Consider the following 16,641-nt stretch of genomic DNA (forward strand, 5'->3'; position numbering starts at 1 on the left):
TCCTTGGCGGGTGTCCTCGCCACGGTGATCATGCTGGCGGGCTGCGGGCACACGGAGTCGCTGACGGTGGCCACCGCGCCGACGTTGCCGCCACCCACTCCGGTCGGCATGGATCAATTGCCGGCCGAGCCGCCGTTGCCGCCGGACGATTCGACCCAGGACTGCGATGCGACGGCCAGCCTGCGTCCCTTCCCGAACAAGGCGGACGCCGACGCCGCCGTCGCCGACATCCGGGCCCGCGGCAGGCTGGTCGTCGGGCTCGACATCGGCAGCAATCTGTTCAGCTTCCGCGACCCGATCACCGGCGAGATCACCGGTTTCGACGTCGACATCGCCGGCGAGATCGCCCGCGACATCTTCGGGGCCCCGTCGCATGTCGAGTACCGCATCCTGTCCAGCGACGAGCGCATCACGGCGTTGCAGCAGTCCGAGGTCGACGTCGTCGTCAAGACCATGACCATCACCTGCGAGCGGCGCAAGCTGGTGAACTTCTCCACCGTCTACCTCGACGCCAGCCAGCGGATCCTCGCCCCGCGCGACTCGATGATCGTCAAGGTGGGCGACCTGTCCGGCAAGCGAGTCTGCGTGGCCAGGGGCACGACGTCGCTGCACCGCATCCGGCAGATCAGCCCGCCACCGGTCATCGTGTCGGTGGTGAATTGGGCCGACTGCCTGGTCGCGATGCAGCAGCGCGAGATCGACGCCGTCAGCACGGACGACTCGATCCTCGCCGGTCTGGTCGAGGAAGACCCCTACCTGCACATCGTCGGGCCGAACATGGCCACCCAGCCCTATGGCATCGGGACCAACCTGGACAACACCGGCCTGGTCCGGTTCGTCAACGGCACGCTCGAGCGGATTCGCCGAGACGGCACGTGGAACACGTTGTACCGCAAGTGGTTAACGGTTCTGGGCCCCGCACCCATCCCGCCCACACCGAGGTACGTGGACTGATGGCCGAGCTGGAAAACGAAACCGCACAGGCGGATTCCGACTCCGAAGAGGTCGGCCCCGGCACCCAACCGGCCATGGACACGGCCGGCGGTCCGACAACGGGTCGGCTCAACGCGACTCAGGCGGTGTTCCGCCCGGACTTCGACGATGATGACGACGACCTGCCGCATATCTCGCTCGGCAGCATCGACACCGAACCGCAGGAGCGGATGACGGTCGCGACGCGGGTGCTTCCGCCGACCAGACAGCTCGGCGGCGGGCTGGTCGAGATCCCCCGGGCGCGTGACATCGACCCGGTCGAAGCCCTGATGACGAACCCCATGGTGCCCGAGTCCAAGCGGTTCTGCTGGAACTGCGGCAAGCCGGTGGGCCGGTCCGGCTCCGAGGGCAAGGGCGCGTCCGAAGGCACTTGCCCATTCTGTGGAAGCCCGTATTCGTTTCTGCCCCAACTGAACCCGGGCGATACCGTCGCCGGCCAGTACGAGGTCAAGGGGTGCATCGCCCACGGCGGGCTGGGCTGGGTTTACCTCGCGGTCGACCACAATGTCAACGACCGCCCGGTGGTGCTCAAAGGCCTGGTCCACTCCGGTGACGCCGAGGCACAGGCGATCGCGATGGCCGAGCGGCAGTTCCTCGCCGAGGTGGTCCACCCGCAGATCGTGCAGATCTTCAACTTCGTCGAGCACACCGATCGGCACGGCGATCCGGTCGGCTACATCGTCATGGAGTACATCGGTGGACAGTCGCTCAAGCAGGGCCTGAAGAAGGACGAGAAACTTCCGGTCGCCGAGGCCATCGCCTACCTGCTGGAAATCCTGCCAGCGTTGAGCTATCTGCATTCGATCGGCTTGGTGTACAACGACCTCAAGCCGGAAAACATCATGTTGACCGAGGAGCAACTCAAGCTGATCGACCTGGGCGCGGTGTCGCGGGTCAATTCGTTCGGCTATCTCTACGGCACGCCCGGATTTCAGGCGCCCGAGATCGTGCGTACCGGCCCGACGATCCCCACCGATATCTACACGGTGGGACGGACTTTGGCCGCCTTGACGTTGACACTGCGCACCCGCAACGGCCGCTATGTCGACGGGCTGCCCGAAGACGATCCGGTACTGACCAAATACGACTCGTTCGGTCGGCTGCTGCGACGGGCGACCGACCCCGATCCGCGTCGCCGGTTCTCCTCCGCCGAAGAGATGTCCGCACAGTTGATGGGCGTCTTGCGCGAAGTCGTCGCCCAGGACTCCGGGGTGCCCCGGGCAGGTCTGTCAACGGTTTTCAGCCCCAGCCGTTCTACGTATGGGGTAGACCTGCTGGTGGCGCACACCGATGTGTATCTGGACGGCCAGGTGCATTCCGAGAAGCTGACCGCCAGGGAAATCGTGACCGCGCTGCCGGTGCCTCTGGTCGATCCGACCGACGTGGCCGCCCCGGTGCTGCAGGCCACGGTGCTTTCGCAGCCGGTGCAGACGCTTGACTCGCTGCGCGCGGCCCGGCACGGTGTGCTGGACGCCGAGGGCGTCGATGTGTCGGAGTCGGTCGAGCTGCCGCTGATGGAGGTCCGTGCCCTGCTCGACCTGGGCGACGTGGCCAAGGCAACCCGCAAGCTCGACGACCTGGCCGAGCGAGTGGGCTGGCGCTGGCGACTGGTCTGGTATCGGGCCGTCGCCGAGCTGCTGACCGGCGACTACGACTCCGCCATCAAGCATTTCACCGAAGTGCTCGACACCTTTCCCGGCGAGCTGGGGCCGAAACTGGCGCTGGCCGCCACCGGCGAGCTGGCCGGCAACAGCGATGTGCACAAGTTCTACGAGACGGTGTGGCGCACCAATGATGGCGTAATCTCGGCGGCCTTCGGCCTGGCCAGATCGCTGTCCGCCGAGGGTGATCGAAACGGCGCAGTGCGCACCCTCGACGAAGTTCCGCCGGCCTCAAGGCATTTCACCACTGCGCGGCTGACCAGTGCGGTCACGCTGCTGTCCGGCCGGTCGCGGTCGGAGATCACCGAGCAGCAGATCCGCGATGCCGCCCGGCGGGTGGAGGCGCTGCCGGCCACCGAACCCCGGGTACTGCAGATTCGTGCGCTGGTGCTCGGCAGTGCGATGGACTGGCTCGAAGGCAACGAGGCCAGCACCAACCACATCCTCGGTTTCCCCTTCACCAGTCACGGCCTGCGACTGGGCGTCGAGGCATCTTTGCGCAGCCTGGCCCGCGTCGCGCCCACGCAGCGACACCGATACACACTGGTCGACTTGGCCAACAAGGTGCGGCCCACCAGCACCTTCTAGTTCGGGCTTTCGGCTTTGCGGGCGTCGCGGGTGCGTCCAGGGCGTCGCGGGTGCGTCCAGGGCGGCGGGAGCCGTCGCGGGTGCGGCTAGGGCATCGCGGGTGCGTCCAGGGCGGCGGGAGCCGTCGCGGGTGCGTCCAGGGCGTCGGGGGTGCGGCTAGGGCGGCGGGAGCCGTCGCGGGTGCGTCCAGGGCGGCGCGGGTGCGGCTAGGGCGGCGCGGGTGCGGCTAGGGCGGCGGGAGCCGTCGCGGGTGCGGCTAGGGCGTCGCGGGTGCGGCTAGGGCGTCGCGGGTGCGGCCAGGGCGTCGCGGGTGCGTCCAGGGCGGGAATTCGGTTCGATTCCCGCCGTGAGTGCACACTCAACGCCGTTATCGCACACCACAACCCGCAATGGCCGCCCGAACCCGGCGCAGGATGCTAGCCGGGCCGTCTTCGGCCACGACCCGGACGACGGTCCAGCCCAAGTCCTTCAAATCCTCCAGCCGCCGGATGTCTTTGACGTACTGCCGGCGGTCGGTGCGGTGTTGGTCGCCGTCGTACTCGACCGCGACAAACCACTCCTGCCAACCCATGTCGAGGTAGGCGACCGGGATGCCGTCGACACCCAGCACCGGAATCTGCGTCTGCGGGCGGGGCAGCCCCGCGTCGATGAACAGTAGCCGCAGGTAGCTTTCCCGGGGTGATTGCGCGCCGGGGTCGAGCAACTCGAGCGCGGCTTCCAGACACCGCAGCCCCGGCGATCGCGAATGGTTCTCCGCAACCCGCAGCACATCATCGACCTTGAAACCCGTTGCGCGAGCGAGCGCGTCCAGCCTGGCGACGGCCGAATGAACGGCACCGCGCCGGCCGATATCGAAGGCGGTCCGCTCGGGCGTGGTGACGGGGCGGCCGTCGATGATCTGCGTCTCGCCGTCGTGCAACACGCCGCGCCGGGTCAGCACACCGTGCGGCGGGCGGGCGTTGGTGTGCACCAGTTCAACCGGGACGTCGTCGGGAATCCACTGGGCGCCGTGCAAGGCCGCGGCGGCCGCACCGGCGATGGTCGCCCGCCGGCCGGACCAGAGCCAGGCCGCGGCGGTGCGCTGCCGCAGCGAAGGCCGGACGTCTCGGCCGAAATACACGTTGGGAAAGGCCGCCCGATAGCGCGTGCGCAGTTGATGGCGGCTCAACTCCCCAGCCGCCAGTGCTTCGCTGCCGACAAAAGGGTTCCCCGCCTCCACCATGTCGCGAACAATCGCACATCAGCGTGGGCGATGATTTCGGCTATCCACAGGCGATATGCAGGGCCGCAAGAAAATCGCAAGAAAACTCAGCGAATTTTCAGCTGGACACCTCACAGTTAACTCATGCCAGGGCAGTCCAGCCAATGGGTCGCCACGGCGCGCGCGCTGCGCCGCGCCGGGTTCGGCGTGACCGGACCCGAGGTCGACGCCGCGGTCCGCCAGGACTGGCCGTCCTATGTCGACGCCATGCTGGGTGCCAACCCCGACGCCGACCCGGGGGTGATCGCCACCCCGATGCCGTCGTTCGCCGTGCCACGCCCGCCCGGTAAGGGCGCCACTCCGGCCACCCGCAAGCAGTACAACCAGCAGCTGACCGAGCAACTTGGTGCGCTGTCGGACTGGTGGCTACAGCGCATGGTGTACGTCCGAGCGCCGGCGCGCGAAAAGTTAACACTGTTGTGGCACAACCACTTTGCCACGTCTGCGCAGAAAGTCCGGTCCGCCACGCAGATGGCGGCCCAAAATCAGAAATTGCGCACCTTGTCGTTGGGCGATTTCCACACCCTGGCCTACGCGATGCTGACCGACGCAGCGATGTTGCGCTGGCTGGACGGCCAGAGCAACACGGCCAAGTCGCCCAACGAGAACCTTGCCCGGGAATTCATGGAGTTGTTCGCGCTCGGCCACGGCAACGGCTACACCGAAGACGACGTCCGCGCCGGGGCCCGCGCCCTCACGGGCTGGGTGATCGACCCCGACGGCCAGACCGCGATCGTCCCCAAACGCCGCGACGCAGGGGCCAAGACACTGTTCGGCAGCACCGGGAACTTTGACGCGGCTGGGTTCTGCGATTCCGTTCTGGCGCAACCTAAGTCGGCAGAATACGTCGCGACACGGCTGTGGCAGCAACTGGCGTCCGACGACCCGCCGCAACCGCAGACACTTAGCCGGCTGGTCTCGGCCTACGGCCCCGGCCGCAACCTGCGGGCCCTGACCGCCGCGATCCTTACCGACAACGAGTTCACCGGCCCCGCCGCACTGAACACCAAGATCAACACACCGATCGAATGGCTGGTCGGCGTGCTCCGGGCGCTGCGCGTACCACTGAATACGCCCGCGCAGTTGAAGATGGCCGACGGGACCTTGCACGCGCTGGGACAGCGCCCGTTCTATCCGCCCAGCGTCGGTGGCTGGCCGCACGGCCAGGTGTGGCTGTCGACCGCCAGCGCCGAGGCGCGGCTGCGTGCCGCCAGCCAGCTTGCACACAACGGCGACCTGTCCGTCGTCGAAAGCGCCGCCCCGGGCGAACGCATCGACGCGGTCGGCTACCTGATCGGTGTCGGCGCCTGGTCAGACCGCACCGCCGACGCACTCGAACCCCTGGTGCGAACACCGCCGCAGTTGGTCGCGGCGGCCGTCAACACGCCCGAATACCTGACGTCCTAGCGAGATTGCCGAACTATGCCCGAGATCAATCGCCGCAAATTCCTGATCGCCAGCGCGGGTGCCGGCGCCGCCGGACTGCTCTCCACAGCGGCGGCGGTGAGTTGGCCAGACTTGATGCGCGCGGCCCAGGACCGCCCGCTCGCCGACGGCGCCGGCGTGCTCGTACTGGTCACGCTCTACGGAGGCAACGATGGGATCAACACCCTGATCCCCTACGCCGACAACGCCTATCACGACGCGCGCCCCGAACTTGCCTACGCGGCGGGCGACGTGCTGCACCTGGACTCACAGCTCGGCCTTAACCCGGGGATGAAGGGCCTCGCCCAACTCTGGACGCAGCGCCAACTCGCCATCGTGCGCGGCGTGAGCTATCCGCAGCCCGACCACAGCCACTTCCGTTCCATGGACATCTGGCAGACTGCGTCGCCGGCCGAGCCGGTCTCGACCGGCTGGATCGGCCGCTGGCTCGACGCCACCGGCGACGACCCGTTGCGCGCGGTCAACATCGGGCCAGTGCTGCCGCCCCTTGCGGTCGGTGAAAAGTACACGGCGGCAGCCCTTTCGACCACGCATGTGCCGGCCGCGCAGGCAGAGAGGTTCGACGCCATCATGAGCGCGCTGGGCAACGATGACCGCGCCGACACCCCGGCAATGGCGGCGGTCTGCAAGGCCTATCGCGCGACACGCACTACCAACAAGACCTTCGAGTCGGTCAAGCCCGCTTCCGCCGAGCACAATTCGCTGGCAACACAGCTGAGTATGGTGGCGGCCGCCGTGCGGGCCGGCGCACCAACGCGGGTGTACACGGTGCAACTCGGCGGCTTCGACACCCACGCCAACGAGCGCAACACCCAGCAGCGTCTGCTGCAAACCCTCGACGAGGCGGTCACGCCGTTCCTGCGCGACATGGCCGCTGATCGTCACGGCAAAAACGTCGTCCTGATGGCGTATTCGGAGTTCGGTCGCAGGGTGGCCGCCAACGCCTCGCAGGGCACCGACCACGGCACCGCCGGCCCCGTCTTCATTGCCGGCGTGCCGGTCAAGGGCGGCTTCTACGGTGAGGAACCCAGCCTCACCAATCTCGACCACGGAGACCTCAAGTACACCACTGACTTTCGCGACGTGTACTACGAGCTGCTGTCGCGCACCGTCGGGACCGATCCCACCCCTTCGGTCGGCTCCGGCCGAAACAGTCTGGGCTTCCTATAGTTCGGCAAGAAGGGCGACGCAATCACGCGCAATCGCCAGCTCTTCATTGGTCGGCAGCACCAGCACGGTGATCCGGGAGTCGTCGCTGGAAATCCGGCGCGCCCCTTTGTCGTCGGAGAAGTTGCGGCTCTCGTCGACCACGATGCCCAGCTCCTGTAGTCCGGCCAGCGCGTCGCGGCGCACCTCCGCCGCGTTCTCGCCGACGCCGGCTGTGAAGGTCAGCACGTCGGTGTGCCCCAGCACCGCCAGGTAGGCGCCGATGTACTTGCGCAACCGGTGAATGAACACGTCGTACGCCAATTGCGCTGAGCCATCGTCGGATTCGATCATCTGGCGGAGTCGCCGGAAATCGTTCTCCCCCGCCAGGCCCCACACCCCCGACTGGTGGTTGAGCATGGACTCGATCTCGTCGACACTCATCTTCGCGCGCCGCCACAGGTAGCTGATGACGCCGGGGTCCACGTCGCCGCTACGGGTGCCCATCACCAGCCCCTCCAGCGGGGTCAGGCCCATCGATGTTTCGACCGGCCGTCCGCCCGCGATCGCCGAGGCTGAGTCGCCATTGCCCAGGTGCAGAATGATCTGGTTCAGCCGGTCCAGCGGCCGGTCCAAAAAGCCCGCGACCTGCTCGCTGACGTAGCGGTGCGATGTGCCGTGAAATCCGTAGCGGCGTATCTCCCAGCGCTGCGCCAACTCTCGATTGATGGCGTAGGTCGCGGCCGCGGCCGGCAGGTCGTGAAAAAACGCGGTGTCGAAGACCGCGATGTGCGCGACGTCGGGCAGCAGCTTGCGCGCCACTTTGATTCCCCGTATCGCGGGCGGATTGTGCAGTGGCGCCAGCTCGGAAAGCTTGTCGAGCTCGGCGATCGTGTCATCGTCGAGCAGCGTCGGGTGGTAGAAGTGCTTGCCCCCGTGGACGACTCGGTGGCCGACCGCCACCAGGCCGCAGGACTTGAGGTCGATGCCGGACTCCGCCATCTGCTCGAAGGCGAGGCGCAGGGCCTCCTCGTGATCGGCGGCCCGCGACGACGGCTCGCCGATCTGCTGGACTTTGCCGCCGTCGCGCGACACCCCGGAGACCGGGTCGACCAGTTGGAATTTCAGCGAGGAGGAGCCGGAATTGATCACCAGCACAAGCTGATCAGCCATGGCCCGCGCCCTGCGCCTGGATCGCGGTGATGGCGATCGTGTTGACGATGTCTTCGACCAGCGCACCCCGGGACAGGTCGTTCACCGGTTTGCGCAGGCCCTGCAGCACCGGGCCGATCGCGATTGCCCCGGCGCTGCGCTGCACCGCCTTGTAGGTGTTGTTGCCGGTGTTGAGGTCGGGAAAGATCAGCACCGTGGCGTGACCGGCCACCGGCGAGTCGCCCAGCTTGGTGGCGGCCACCGAGGGTTCTACCGCCGCGTCGTATTGGATGGGACCCTCGACCGCCAGGTGCGGCTCGCGCATCCGCACCAATCCGGTTGCCGTCCTGACCTTGTCGACGTCGGCTCCGGTGCCCGAGTCGCCGGTGGAGTAGGACAACATCGCGACTTTGGGCTCGATGCCGAACTGCGCGGCGGTGCGGGCCGAACTGATCGCGATGTCGGCGAGCTGTTCGGGGGTGGGGTCCGGGATGATCGCGCAGTCGCCGTAGGCCAGCACCCGATCGGGCAGGCACATCAGGAAAATGCTGGACACCGTCGATACGTCCGGAACGGTTCTGATGATTTCAAGCGCCGGTCGAACGGTATGCGCGGTGGTGTGGGCGGCGCCCGAGACCATGCCGTCGACCATGCCGTTGTACACCAGCATGGTCCCGAAATACGAGACATCGCTCATGATCTCGCGGGCCCGCTCGACGGTGATTCCCTTTGCCTTGCGCAACTCGGCGTATTGCGCTGCGAACTGGTCGCATAGGCCCCCGCCGCGCGGGTCGATGACTTTCGCCTCGCTCAGGTCGACACCGAGTTCGGCTGAGCGCAAGCGGATTTGGGCTTCATCGCCCAGGATCGTCAAATCCGCGATGCAACGTCTCAGCACCCTTCCAGCCGCCTCGAGGATGCGGTCGTCGTCGCCCTCGGGCAGCACGATGTGCTTGCGATCGGAGCGCGCCTGCTGCGCCAGCCGGTGGGTGAACATCTGCGGTGTCGTCACGGTGGGGAACGGAATCGCAAGCTGCGCAACTAGATCCGCGACATCCATGTGGCTGTTCACCAGCTCGATGGCGGTGTCGATCTTGCGCTGCGACTTCGCGGTGACCCGGCCGCGAGCCGAGGCGGCCGCGCTGGCTGTTTCGTAGGTCCCCAATGCGGTCGCGACGATGGGCAGCCGAAGCCTCAGCCCGGACACCAGAGTCGAGATGGAAGGATGCAAGGTAAACCCGCCGTTGAGGATGAGGCAGCACAGCGACGGAAACCCTTCGGCCGCATGCGCACTGGCGGCGGCCAGTACGACGTCGGAACGGTCGCCGGGGGTGATCACCGCCATGCCGTCGCGCAGTCGTTCCAGCACATGGTCCGCGGTCATGCCGGCGACCAGCACGCTCATCGCCTCACGCTCGACGAGCGCGGTGTCGCCGCTGACCAACGTCCCGTGCACGGCCTGCTGCAATTCGGCCACCGTCGGCGCCCGCAGCAGCGGCTCGTCGGGCAGCACGTAGCCGCGCGGCGTGAACATGTGCAGCGCTTCGGCAACGGCACCCACTTCCGCCGGGTCGCATCGGTTGGCGACCACCGCCGCGGTGTGGGCACGCTGAGTCGCCAGCTCGGTCAGACAGATCTCGACGACGCTGGCGACCTGTTCAGCGGTGCGGTCGTTGGCGCCTACCACCAGCAGCACCGGCGCGCCGAGATTGACCGCGATCCGGGCATTGACCGAGAGTTCGGCCGGGCTGGCGACATCGGTGTAGTCGCTACCGACGATCACCACCGCGTCGCACGCCTGTGCCATGGCGTGATACGACTCGACGATGCCGGTGATCGCGGCGTCGATGTCGGCGTGCAGCTGCTGGTAGGTCACGCCCACACACTGTTCATAGGACAGGCCCGCGGTAGTGCGCGTCAGCAGCAGTTCCAGGATGTAGTCGCGTTCGCCGCCGAGCCGGGTGATCGGCCGGAACACACCAACTTTCGCGACCGTCGCGGTCAATCGGTTCAGCAGACCCAGCGCGATCGTCGATTTGCCGGTCTCCGGCTCTGGCGCCGCGATGTAGATCGCTGACGTGTCAGCCAAGTCGCCGCAATCTGGGCGCCAGATCCTTTTCGAAAAGCTCCAGGAACCGGCGCTGGTCGTGGCCCGGCGCGTGGAACACCAAGTGGTTGAGGCCCCAACCGACGTACTGACCGACCTTCTCCACCGCCTCGTCAGGGTCCGACGAGACGATCCAGCGCTTGGCGACCTGTTCGATCGGCAGCGCGTTGGCCGCCGCCTCCATCTCGATCGGGTCGTGAATGCTGGTCTTCTGTTCGGCCGTCAGCGACAGCGGCGCCCAGAACCGGGTGTTCTCCAACGCCAGGTCCGGATCGGTGTCGTAGGAGATCTTGATTTCGATCATCCGGTCGATGTCGTCGGGATTCTTGCCCGCGGCCTCCGCGCCTTCCTTCATGGCGGGGATGAGCTTGTCCTTGTACAGCTCCTCGCCCTTGCCGGAGGTGCAGATGAAGCCGTCGCCGGCGCGGCCCGCATACTTGGCGACTTGCGGGCCCCCCGCGGCGATGTAGATCGGGATGCCGCCCTCGGGCACGTCGTAAATCGAAGCGCCCTTGGTGTGGTAGTACTCGCCCTCGAAGTCGACCCGGTCGCCCAGCCACAGCTCGCGCATCAGTCGCACCGATTCGCGCAGCCGGGCGTAGCGCTCCTTGAACTCCGGCCATTCGCCCTCGTATCCGGTGGCGATCTCGTTCAGCGACTCGCCGGTGCCGACACCGAGGAAGATGCGATCCGGGTAGAGGCACCCCATCGTGGCAAAGGCCTGCGCGATGACGGCGGGGTTGTAGCGGAAGGTCGGAGTCAGTACCGAGGTGCCCAGGATGAGCCGCTCGGTTCGTTCGCCGACCGCGGTCATCCAGGCCAGCGAAAAGGGGGCGTGCCCACCCTCGTGACGCCAGGGCTGGAAGTGGTCACTGACCGTGGCGCTGTCCATGCCGTGCGCTTCGGCGGCGACAGCCAGTTCGACGAGCTCGCGCGGTGCGAATTGTTCAGCGGATGCTTTGTATCCAAGTTTGAGTTCAGCCACGACTTCTTTCTACTCCTAGATCGTCGGTCGCGACCCGCTGCGCCCAGCTTCGCTGCGCTTGCGATCGCTCACCTATCGTCGGTCGCGACCCGCTGCGCCCAGCTTCGCTGCGCTTGCGATCGCTCACCTATCGTCGGTCGCGACCCGCTGCGCCCAGCTTCGCTGCGCTTGCGATCGCTCCTAGACTCACCGGCATGGGACCGGCACCGGCACTTGTTCAAGCAACCGACACCGTGCACCTCGCCCAGGGTGAAGCCGTCAATTGGACGCTGGTCACCGACGAATCCGGGGTATTGCTGATCGACGCCGGCTATCCGGGTGACCGCGAGGCCGTACTGGCCTCGCTGGCCGCGCTCGGCTACGGCCCCGCCGACGTGCGCGCCATCTTGCTGACGCACGCGCACATCGATCATCTGGGCTCAGCGATCTGGTTCGCCGGCGAGCACGGCACTCCGGTGTACTGCCACGCCGACGAAGTGGGACATGCCAAGCGGGAGTACTTGGAGCAGGTGTCGATTCTCGATCTGGCGCTGCGCATTTGGCGGCCCCGGTGGGCGGTGTGGACCGCCCATGTGGTGCGCAGCGGCGGCCTGATCCGCGACGGTATTCCGACGACCCAGCCGCTGACTCCCGAGATCGCCGCGGGGCTGCCCGGCCACCCGAGGCCCGTTTTCAGCCCCGGCCACACAGGAGGCCACTGCTCGTACCTGGTCGACGGTGTGCTGGCTAGCGGAGATGCGTTGATCACCGGGCACCCGCTCATCCGTCACGACGGGCCACAACTGCTGCCGGCGATCTTCAGCTACAGCCAGGAGAACTGCATCCGAACCCTTTCGGCGCTAGCCCTTTTGGAGACTGAGGTCCTCGCGCCCGGCCACGGCCCGCTGTGGCGCGGCCCGATCCGCGAAGCGACAGATGCGGCGCTGGAAAAAGCGGGCGCTCGGTGACGGTTGCCAAGTCGATCGCGTTATTCGTCCTCGCTGCCCTGTTCGAGATCGGCGGCGCGTGGCTGGTCTGGCAGGGCATCCGGGAACACCGTGGCTGGATGTGGGTGGGCTGGGGTGTCATCGCGCTGGGCGCCTACGGCTTTGTCGCCACCCTGCAGCCCGACGCCCATTTCGGCCGCATCCTGGCCGCATACGGCGGCGTGTTCGTGGCGGGCTCACTGCTGTGGGGCATGGGCTTCGACGGGTTCCGGCCCGACCGATGGGACATCACCGGGGCGGTGATCTGCCTGCTGGGCGTGGCCGTCATCATGTACGCGCCCCGCGGGCGCTAAGGCGTGAGCGCCAGATGTTCGCGCAACGTTTCGCCGGTGTACTCGCTGCGATAGACGCCGCGCTCCTGTAGCAGCGGGACCACCCGGTCGACGAATTCGTCCAGGCCGTGCGGCGTCAGGTGCGGCACCAGGATGAACCCGTCGCAGGCGTCGGCCTGAACGTAGCGGTCGATCTCGTCGGCGATCCGCGCGGCGGTGCCGACGAATTGCTGGCGGCTGGTGACGGCGATGACCAGCTCGCGGATCGACAGCTTCTCGTTTTCCGCGCGTTCGCGATAGCGGTGGATCACCGCGGCCGGGTCGGGGTGCCGGACCCGTCCCCGGGTGATGTCGCTGTCGACGACCGGCTCGACATCGGGTAGCGGGCCGTCCGGGTCGTAGCCGGAAAGGTCACGGCCCCACACCTGCTCGAGCATCGCGATCGCGGTAGCGCCGCTGACCTGCTGGTAGCGGATGTGGCGCGCCTTGTCCTCGGCGTCGGCGTCGGTGTCGCCGAGGACGAACGTCGCGGCGGGAAAAACCTTGAGCTGGTTAGGGTCTCGACCATACGATGCGGCCCGGCCCTTGACGTCGGCGTAGTAGCGCTGGCCGTCCTCGAGTGAGGAATGCAGGGTGAACATGGCGTCGGCGTGCCTGGCGCCGAACGCGCGGCCGACGTCGGAGTCCCCGGCCTGCAGCAGGATGGGGTGACCCTGCGGGCCCGCGGGCAGGGTGGCCAGTCCCCGGACATCGAACTGCGGGCCCGAGTGCTCGACGACGCGAAGCCCCGACGGGTTGACGTACGTACCGCTTTCGACATCGGCCAGCCGGGCGCCGTCTTCCCAGCCGTCCCAGAATTGGCGCGCCACGGTGAGGAATTCTTCGGCCCGCAGGTAACGGTCCGCATGCTCCAAAAAGCCGCCGCGGCGGAAGTTGGCGCCGGTGAACGCATCCGACGACGTGACGATGTTCCAGCCCGCCCGCCCACCGGAGAGATGGTCCAGTGTGGCGAATTGCCTTGCCACTTCGAACGGTTCGTTGAACGTGGTGTTGATCGTTCCGGTCAGCCCGATCCGCTCGGTAACACCCGCCAGCGCCGCCAGCACGGTGAAGGTGTCCGGCCGGCCCACGACGTCGAGGTCGTAGATCCGGCCGCGGTGTTCGCGCAGCCGCAGCCCCTCGGCCAAAAAGAAGAAGTCGAACAATCCCCGCTCGGCGGTGCGCGCAAGATGGGTGAACGAGTCGAATTCGATCTGGCTGCCCGCGCCCGGATCGGTCCACACCGTGGTGTTGTTGACGCCGGGGAAATGCGCGGCCAGGTGAATCATCTTGCGGCTCATGAGCTCAGGCCCCAGCGCTTGGCGATCAGCTCGTGCGAGCGCAGCCGGTCCTGGTGGCGATGGGTCACCGAGGTGACGACCAGTTCGTCGGCACCGGTTACCCGCTGCAGTGCCTCGAGCCGCTGCGCAACCTCATCCGGGTTGCCGACGAATTGTGTTGCGATCCGGTCCTTTACGACGGACAGCTGTTCCTCGGTCAGCGTCCCGAGATCACTGGGGTCCGGATAGGGCATGGCCCCGACACCCGTTCGGATCGAATACACCCAGTGGCCGTAGCCGGCCGCCAGGTCCTGGGCGGTGGCGCTGTCGTCGGCCACCACGATGTCGGCCGACACCACGACATAGGGCCTCGCCAACGCCGCCGAGGGGACGAACGTGTCGCGGTAGGCCTCGATGGCCTCCAGCGCGGTGGCCGGCGTGATGTGGTAGCTCGCGACGAACGGCAATCCCAATGCCCCGGCCACCCGGGCGCTTTGTCCCCTGGTGCTGCCGAAGATCCACGGCGTCAACGCCGCACCCTCGCCGGGCACCGCGTGCACGTCGTACTTGCCGGCGAGGTAGGTGCCGTTCAGCAGCGCGAGAATGTCTTTCACCTGCTCGGCGAAATCGGGCGACACCGCCTCGGGCTGCTGCAGGATCTCCATCGTGGGCTGCAACCGTTCCAGATCGAGCAGTCCGCGCAGATCGAACGGGGTCGGAATGACCACGCCATCCACCTCATGCCACACCCGCGGCGGCCTGGGTTCTCTCGGCTTCTTGGGTTTGTGCTCCTCGGAGCGACGCTGCCCGGACCGGCCGATACCGAGATCGATGCGTCCGGGATAGAAGGCCTCGAGCATGCCGAAGCTCTCGACCACCGCGACGGCCGTGGTGTAACCCAGCTGGACCGCGGCCGCGCCCACCTGAATCCTGTTGGTAGCGGCGGCAATCTGGCCGATCAGCACCGCCGGTGCGGCGCTGGCCACGCCGACGAAGTGATGCTCGGCGACCCAGTACCTGCGAAACCCCCACTGTTCGGCGCGCTGGGCCAGGTCGATGGTGTTGCGCAGCGCCGTCGCCGCATCACTGCCCGCGCTGATCGGCGCCAGGTCCAGAATCGACAGCGGCACGGGGTTCATCCGACGACCTTCGCGTAGCGGTTGGGTGCGACCGGCAGGCCAAGCCGCGCGCGCAGCGTCTCACCCTCGACGTAGTGACTGCGGAATCGGTTGGCGCGCTGTAGCAGTGGAACCACCTCGTTGACGATCACCGGGAGATCGGTGGCGTTGATGGCGGGTCGCAACCGCGCGCCGTCGATGCCCAGCCGCTGCCACTCCTGCAGCATCTCCACCAATTCGGTTGCGCTGCCGGTGAAGTTGAGCGCATCGGAGCGGGGGTCGCCCGCGCCGCCGAATGACACCAGCACGTCCGCGAACACTTTGAGGTCGGCGCCACCGGCCGCGTTGACCTCGTCGAGGATGCCGCGCAGCGAGGCGTCGTCGCGGGGTGTGATGAACACGAGATCGGCACTGGCCGAGGCGAATTCATAGATCGGACGGGTGTGCGCCAGGGCGGTGACCACCGGCTGGCCCTGCGGCGGCCGCGGCGTGATCGACGGTCCCTTGACTGAGAAGTACTTTCCGGTGAAGTCGACGTAGTGCAGTTTGTCGATGTCGACGTAGCGCCCGGTCGCCGCGTCCCGAATGATCGCGTCGTCTTCCCAGCTGTCCCACAACCGGCGCACCACGTCGACGTAGTCCACCGCCTCCTCGAACAGGCCGTCCAGTGACCCGTCGCGGCGCCCGAACAGCGCCGCCTCGTGCGTGGTCGAGCTGACCCGGGGCTGCCAGCCGGCCCGGCCATGCGAGACGTAGTCAAGGGTGGCAACGGCTTTGGAGATGTGGAAGGGCTCGGTATGCGTCACCGTCGCCACCGGAATCAGCCCGATATGCCGCGTCGCGGGAGCGATGCGGGCCGCGACCAGCACCGCGTCACCCCGGCCGGCGAGCCGTTCTGCAACGATCCGCTCGCCGCGCCCGATCTGCGGCATCAGCGTGTCGTCGATGGTGAGGAAGTCGAGCAACCCCCGCTCGGCGGTGGTCGCCAGGTCGGCCCAGTAGCGACCGCTGAGCACCGACGCCGTGTCGGGGTCGGACGCCAGGGTGGCCCGCCATGCTTGCGGGTCCCACCCGTACCCGTCCAGCGCGACGGCCAGATGCAGCTGATCGCTCATGTGAGCCACTTCTCGAAGGCGATCGGGAAGACCGGACCTTCCGACGGCAGCGGTCCCGGCAACCGGGTGTATCCGGTGGCCAGGTACAGCTCCTCGGCCTCCGGCTGGCGATTACCGGTCATCAGGTAGATCTTGCGGTATCCGCGCGCCGCGATCTCGGCTTCCAGTTGCGTCAGCAGCGCCGCGGCGTATCCGCGCCGGCGATGCGCGCTGTCCGTCCAGATCCTCTTGAGTTCGGCGGTCTGCGCGTCGAATCGGCGAAATCCCCCGCCGGTGACCGGTTGGCCGTCGAGCAGACCCATCAGCATGCCGCCGTCCGGGGGCGCGAACTCGTCGGTCGGGTTGTCCTTCAACCAGGCCAGCACGGTCGTGGGTGCGCTGTCGTAGCGGTTCGCGTACTCGAGCGCCAGCTCGGCCAGCAGCGGCTGCGCCAACGCGTCGTCCAGCGAGGACGGCACGAACCTGAGCTGAGTCTTGGCCACCACCTACCCT

Annotated in this window: 14 protein-coding genes; 6 read left to right on the forward strand and 8 right to left on the reverse strand. The window is 67.4% G+C overall.

The genetic code is table 11. The features are described 5' to 3' along the window. Positions 1-30 precede the first annotated feature (30 nt). Both MNAB215_RS05575 and MNAB215_RS05580 read left to right on the forward strand, forming a co-directional pair. Positions 31-954, forward strand: a complete 924-nt coding sequence (locus MNAB215_RS05575; RefSeq protein WP_108637577.1) for a glutamate ABC transporter substrate-binding protein — start codon at positions 31-33, stop codon at positions 952-954. After that, complete coding sequence (locus MNAB215_RS05580; protein WP_077077813.1) at positions 954-3,242, forward strand: serine/threonine-protein kinase PknG; 2,289 nt, start codon at positions 954-956, stop codon at positions 3,240-3,242. The genes MNAB215_RS05575 and MNAB215_RS05580 overlap by 1 nt, the downstream gene beginning before the upstream one ends. A 367-nt stretch (positions 3,243-3,609) precedes the next feature. Here the strand turns inward: MNAB215_RS05580 and MNAB215_RS05585 are convergent, their stop codons facing one another. After that, positions 3,610-4,464: a hypothetical protein gene (locus MNAB215_RS05585; protein ID WP_077077814.1), complete on the reverse strand. Its 855-nt coding sequence runs from the start codon at positions 4,462-4,464 to the stop codon at positions 3,610-3,612. A gap of 123 nt (positions 4,465-4,587) precedes the next feature. Between MNAB215_RS05585 and MNAB215_RS05590 the strand changes: the two genes are divergently transcribed. Both MNAB215_RS05590 and MNAB215_RS05595 read left to right on the forward strand, forming a co-directional pair. After that, positions 4,588-5,910, forward strand: a complete 1,323-nt coding sequence (locus MNAB215_RS05590) for a DUF1800 domain-containing protein (protein ID WP_077077815.1) — start codon at positions 4,588-4,590, stop codon at positions 5,908-5,910. 15 nt (positions 5,911-5,925) lie between these two features. Next, the gene (locus tag MNAB215_RS05595; protein ID WP_077077816.1) at positions 5,926-7,119 is read left to right on the forward strand and encodes a DUF1501 domain-containing protein; all 1,194 of its coding nucleotides are present in this window, start codon (positions 5,926-5,928) and stop codon (positions 7,117-7,119) included. Here the strand turns inward: MNAB215_RS05595 and MNAB215_RS05600 are convergent. The 3 genes from MNAB215_RS05600 to fgd are packed head-to-tail and all read right to left on the reverse strand — an operon-like array spanning position 7,114 to position 11,339. Further along, the gene (locus MNAB215_RS05600; RefSeq protein WP_077077817.1) at positions 7,114-8,268 is read right to left on the reverse strand and encodes an acetate kinase; all 1,155 of its coding nucleotides are present in this window, start codon (positions 8,266-8,268) and stop codon (positions 7,114-7,116) included. The two genes, MNAB215_RS05595 and MNAB215_RS05600, sit on opposite strands and share 6 nt — an antisense overlap. Continuing rightward, positions 8,261-10,336 carry a phosphate acetyltransferase gene (gene pta / locus MNAB215_RS05605; protein ID WP_077077818.1) on the reverse strand — a complete coding sequence of 692 codons (2,076 nt, stop codon included), beginning with the start codon at positions 10,334-10,336 and terminating at the stop codon, positions 8,261-8,263. Before pta ends, MNAB215_RS05600 begins: the two co-directional genes overlap by 8 nt. Further along, positions 10,329-11,339 carry a glucose-6-phosphate dehydrogenase (coenzyme-F420) gene (gene fgd / locus MNAB215_RS05610; protein WP_077077819.1) on the reverse strand — a complete coding sequence of 337 codons (1,011 nt, stop codon included), beginning with the start codon at positions 11,337-11,339 and terminating at the stop codon, positions 10,329-10,331. The genes pta and fgd overlap by 8 nt, the downstream gene beginning before the upstream one ends. 194 nt (positions 11,340-11,533) lie before the next feature. On the opposite strand from fgd, the gene MNAB215_RS05615 reads away from it, so the two are divergent. Beyond that, positions 11,534-12,286 carry an MBL fold metallo-hydrolase gene (locus tag MNAB215_RS05615; RefSeq protein ID WP_077077820.1) on the forward strand — a complete coding sequence of 251 codons (753 nt, stop codon included), beginning with the start codon at positions 11,534-11,536 and terminating at the stop codon, positions 12,284-12,286. Continuing rightward, the gene (locus MNAB215_RS05620) at positions 12,283-12,618 is read left to right on the forward strand and encodes a YnfA family protein (protein ID WP_077077821.1); all 336 of its coding nucleotides are present in this window, start codon (positions 12,283-12,285) and stop codon (positions 12,616-12,618) included. The genes MNAB215_RS05615 and MNAB215_RS05620 overlap by 4 nt, the downstream gene beginning before the upstream one ends. Here the strand turns inward: MNAB215_RS05620 and MNAB215_RS05625 are convergent. The 4 genes from MNAB215_RS05625 to MNAB215_RS05640 are packed head-to-tail and all read right to left on the reverse strand — an operon-like array spanning position 12,615 to position 16,631. Then, positions 12,615-13,937 (reverse strand): NtaA/DmoA family FMN-dependent monooxygenase, encoded by a 1,323-nt coding sequence (locus MNAB215_RS05625; RefSeq protein ID WP_077077822.1) that lies wholly within the window; start codon positions 13,935-13,937, stop codon positions 12,615-12,617. The two genes, MNAB215_RS05620 and MNAB215_RS05625, sit on opposite strands and share 4 nt — an antisense overlap. Next, entirely contained in the window at positions 13,934-15,055 is a 1,122-nt protein-coding gene (locus MNAB215_RS05630) for an LLM class flavin-dependent oxidoreductase (RefSeq protein ID WP_077077823.1), read from the reverse strand. The genes MNAB215_RS05625 and MNAB215_RS05630 overlap by 4 nt, the downstream gene beginning before the upstream one ends. Then, positions 15,052-16,149, reverse strand: a complete 1,098-nt coding sequence (locus MNAB215_RS05635; RefSeq protein ID WP_077077824.1) for an LLM class flavin-dependent oxidoreductase — start codon at positions 16,147-16,149, stop codon at positions 15,052-15,054. The genes MNAB215_RS05630 and MNAB215_RS05635 overlap by 4 nt, the downstream gene beginning before the upstream one ends. Then, positions 16,146-16,631 (reverse strand): GNAT family N-acetyltransferase, encoded by a 486-nt coding sequence (locus tag MNAB215_RS05640; protein WP_245830132.1) that lies wholly within the window; start codon positions 16,629-16,631, stop codon positions 16,146-16,148. The genes MNAB215_RS05635 and MNAB215_RS05640 overlap by 4 nt, the downstream gene beginning before the upstream one ends. Between the last annotated feature and the right edge of the window lie 10 nt (positions 16,632-16,641).

The sequence above is a fragment of the Mycobacterium numidiamassiliense genome (genome assembly GCF_900157365.1).
Classification (GTDB): domain Bacteria; phylum Actinomycetota; class Actinomycetes; order Mycobacteriales; family Mycobacteriaceae; genus Mycobacterium; species Mycobacterium numidiamassiliense.

Excerpts from the sequence above, each read along its gene's own strand:
- MNAB215_RS05600 (WP_077077817.1), bottom strand. The coding sequence starts at position 8,268 with ATGGCTGATCAGCTTGTGCTGGTGATCAATTCCGGCTCCTCCTCGCTG.
- MNAB215_RS05625 (WP_077077822.1), bottom strand. The coding sequence starts at position 13,937 with ATGAGCCGCAAGATGATTCACCTGGCCGCGCATTTCCCCGGCGTCAAC.
- MNAB215_RS05615 (WP_077077820.1), top strand. The coding sequence starts at position 11,534 with ATGGGACCGGCACCGGCACTTGTTCAAGCAACCGACACCGTGCACCTC.
- MNAB215_RS05575 (WP_108637577.1), top strand. The coding sequence starts at position 31 with ATGCTGGCGGGCTGCGGGCACACGGAGTCGCTGACGGTGGCCACCGCG.
- MNAB215_RS05635 (WP_077077824.1), bottom strand. The coding sequence starts at position 16,149 with ATGAGCGATCAGCTGCATCTGGCCGTCGCGCTGGACGGGTACGGGTGG.
- MNAB215_RS05630 (WP_077077823.1), bottom strand. The coding sequence starts at position 15,055 with ATGAACCCCGTGCCGCTGTCGATTCTGGACCTGGCGCCGATCAGCGCG.
- MNAB215_RS05590 (WP_077077815.1), top strand. The coding sequence starts at position 4,588 with ATGCCAGGGCAGTCCAGCCAATGGGTCGCCACGGCGCGCGCGCTGCGC.
- MNAB215_RS05580 (WP_077077813.1), top strand. The coding sequence starts at position 954 with ATGGCCGAGCTGGAAAACGAAACCGCACAGGCGGATTCCGACTCCGAA.
- MNAB215_RS05585 (WP_077077814.1), bottom strand. The coding sequence starts at position 4,464 with ATGGTGGAGGCGGGGAACCCTTTTGTCGGCAGCGAAGCACTGGCGGCT.
- MNAB215_RS05595 (WP_077077816.1), top strand. The coding sequence starts at position 5,926 with ATGCCCGAGATCAATCGCCGCAAATTCCTGATCGCCAGCGCGGGTGCC.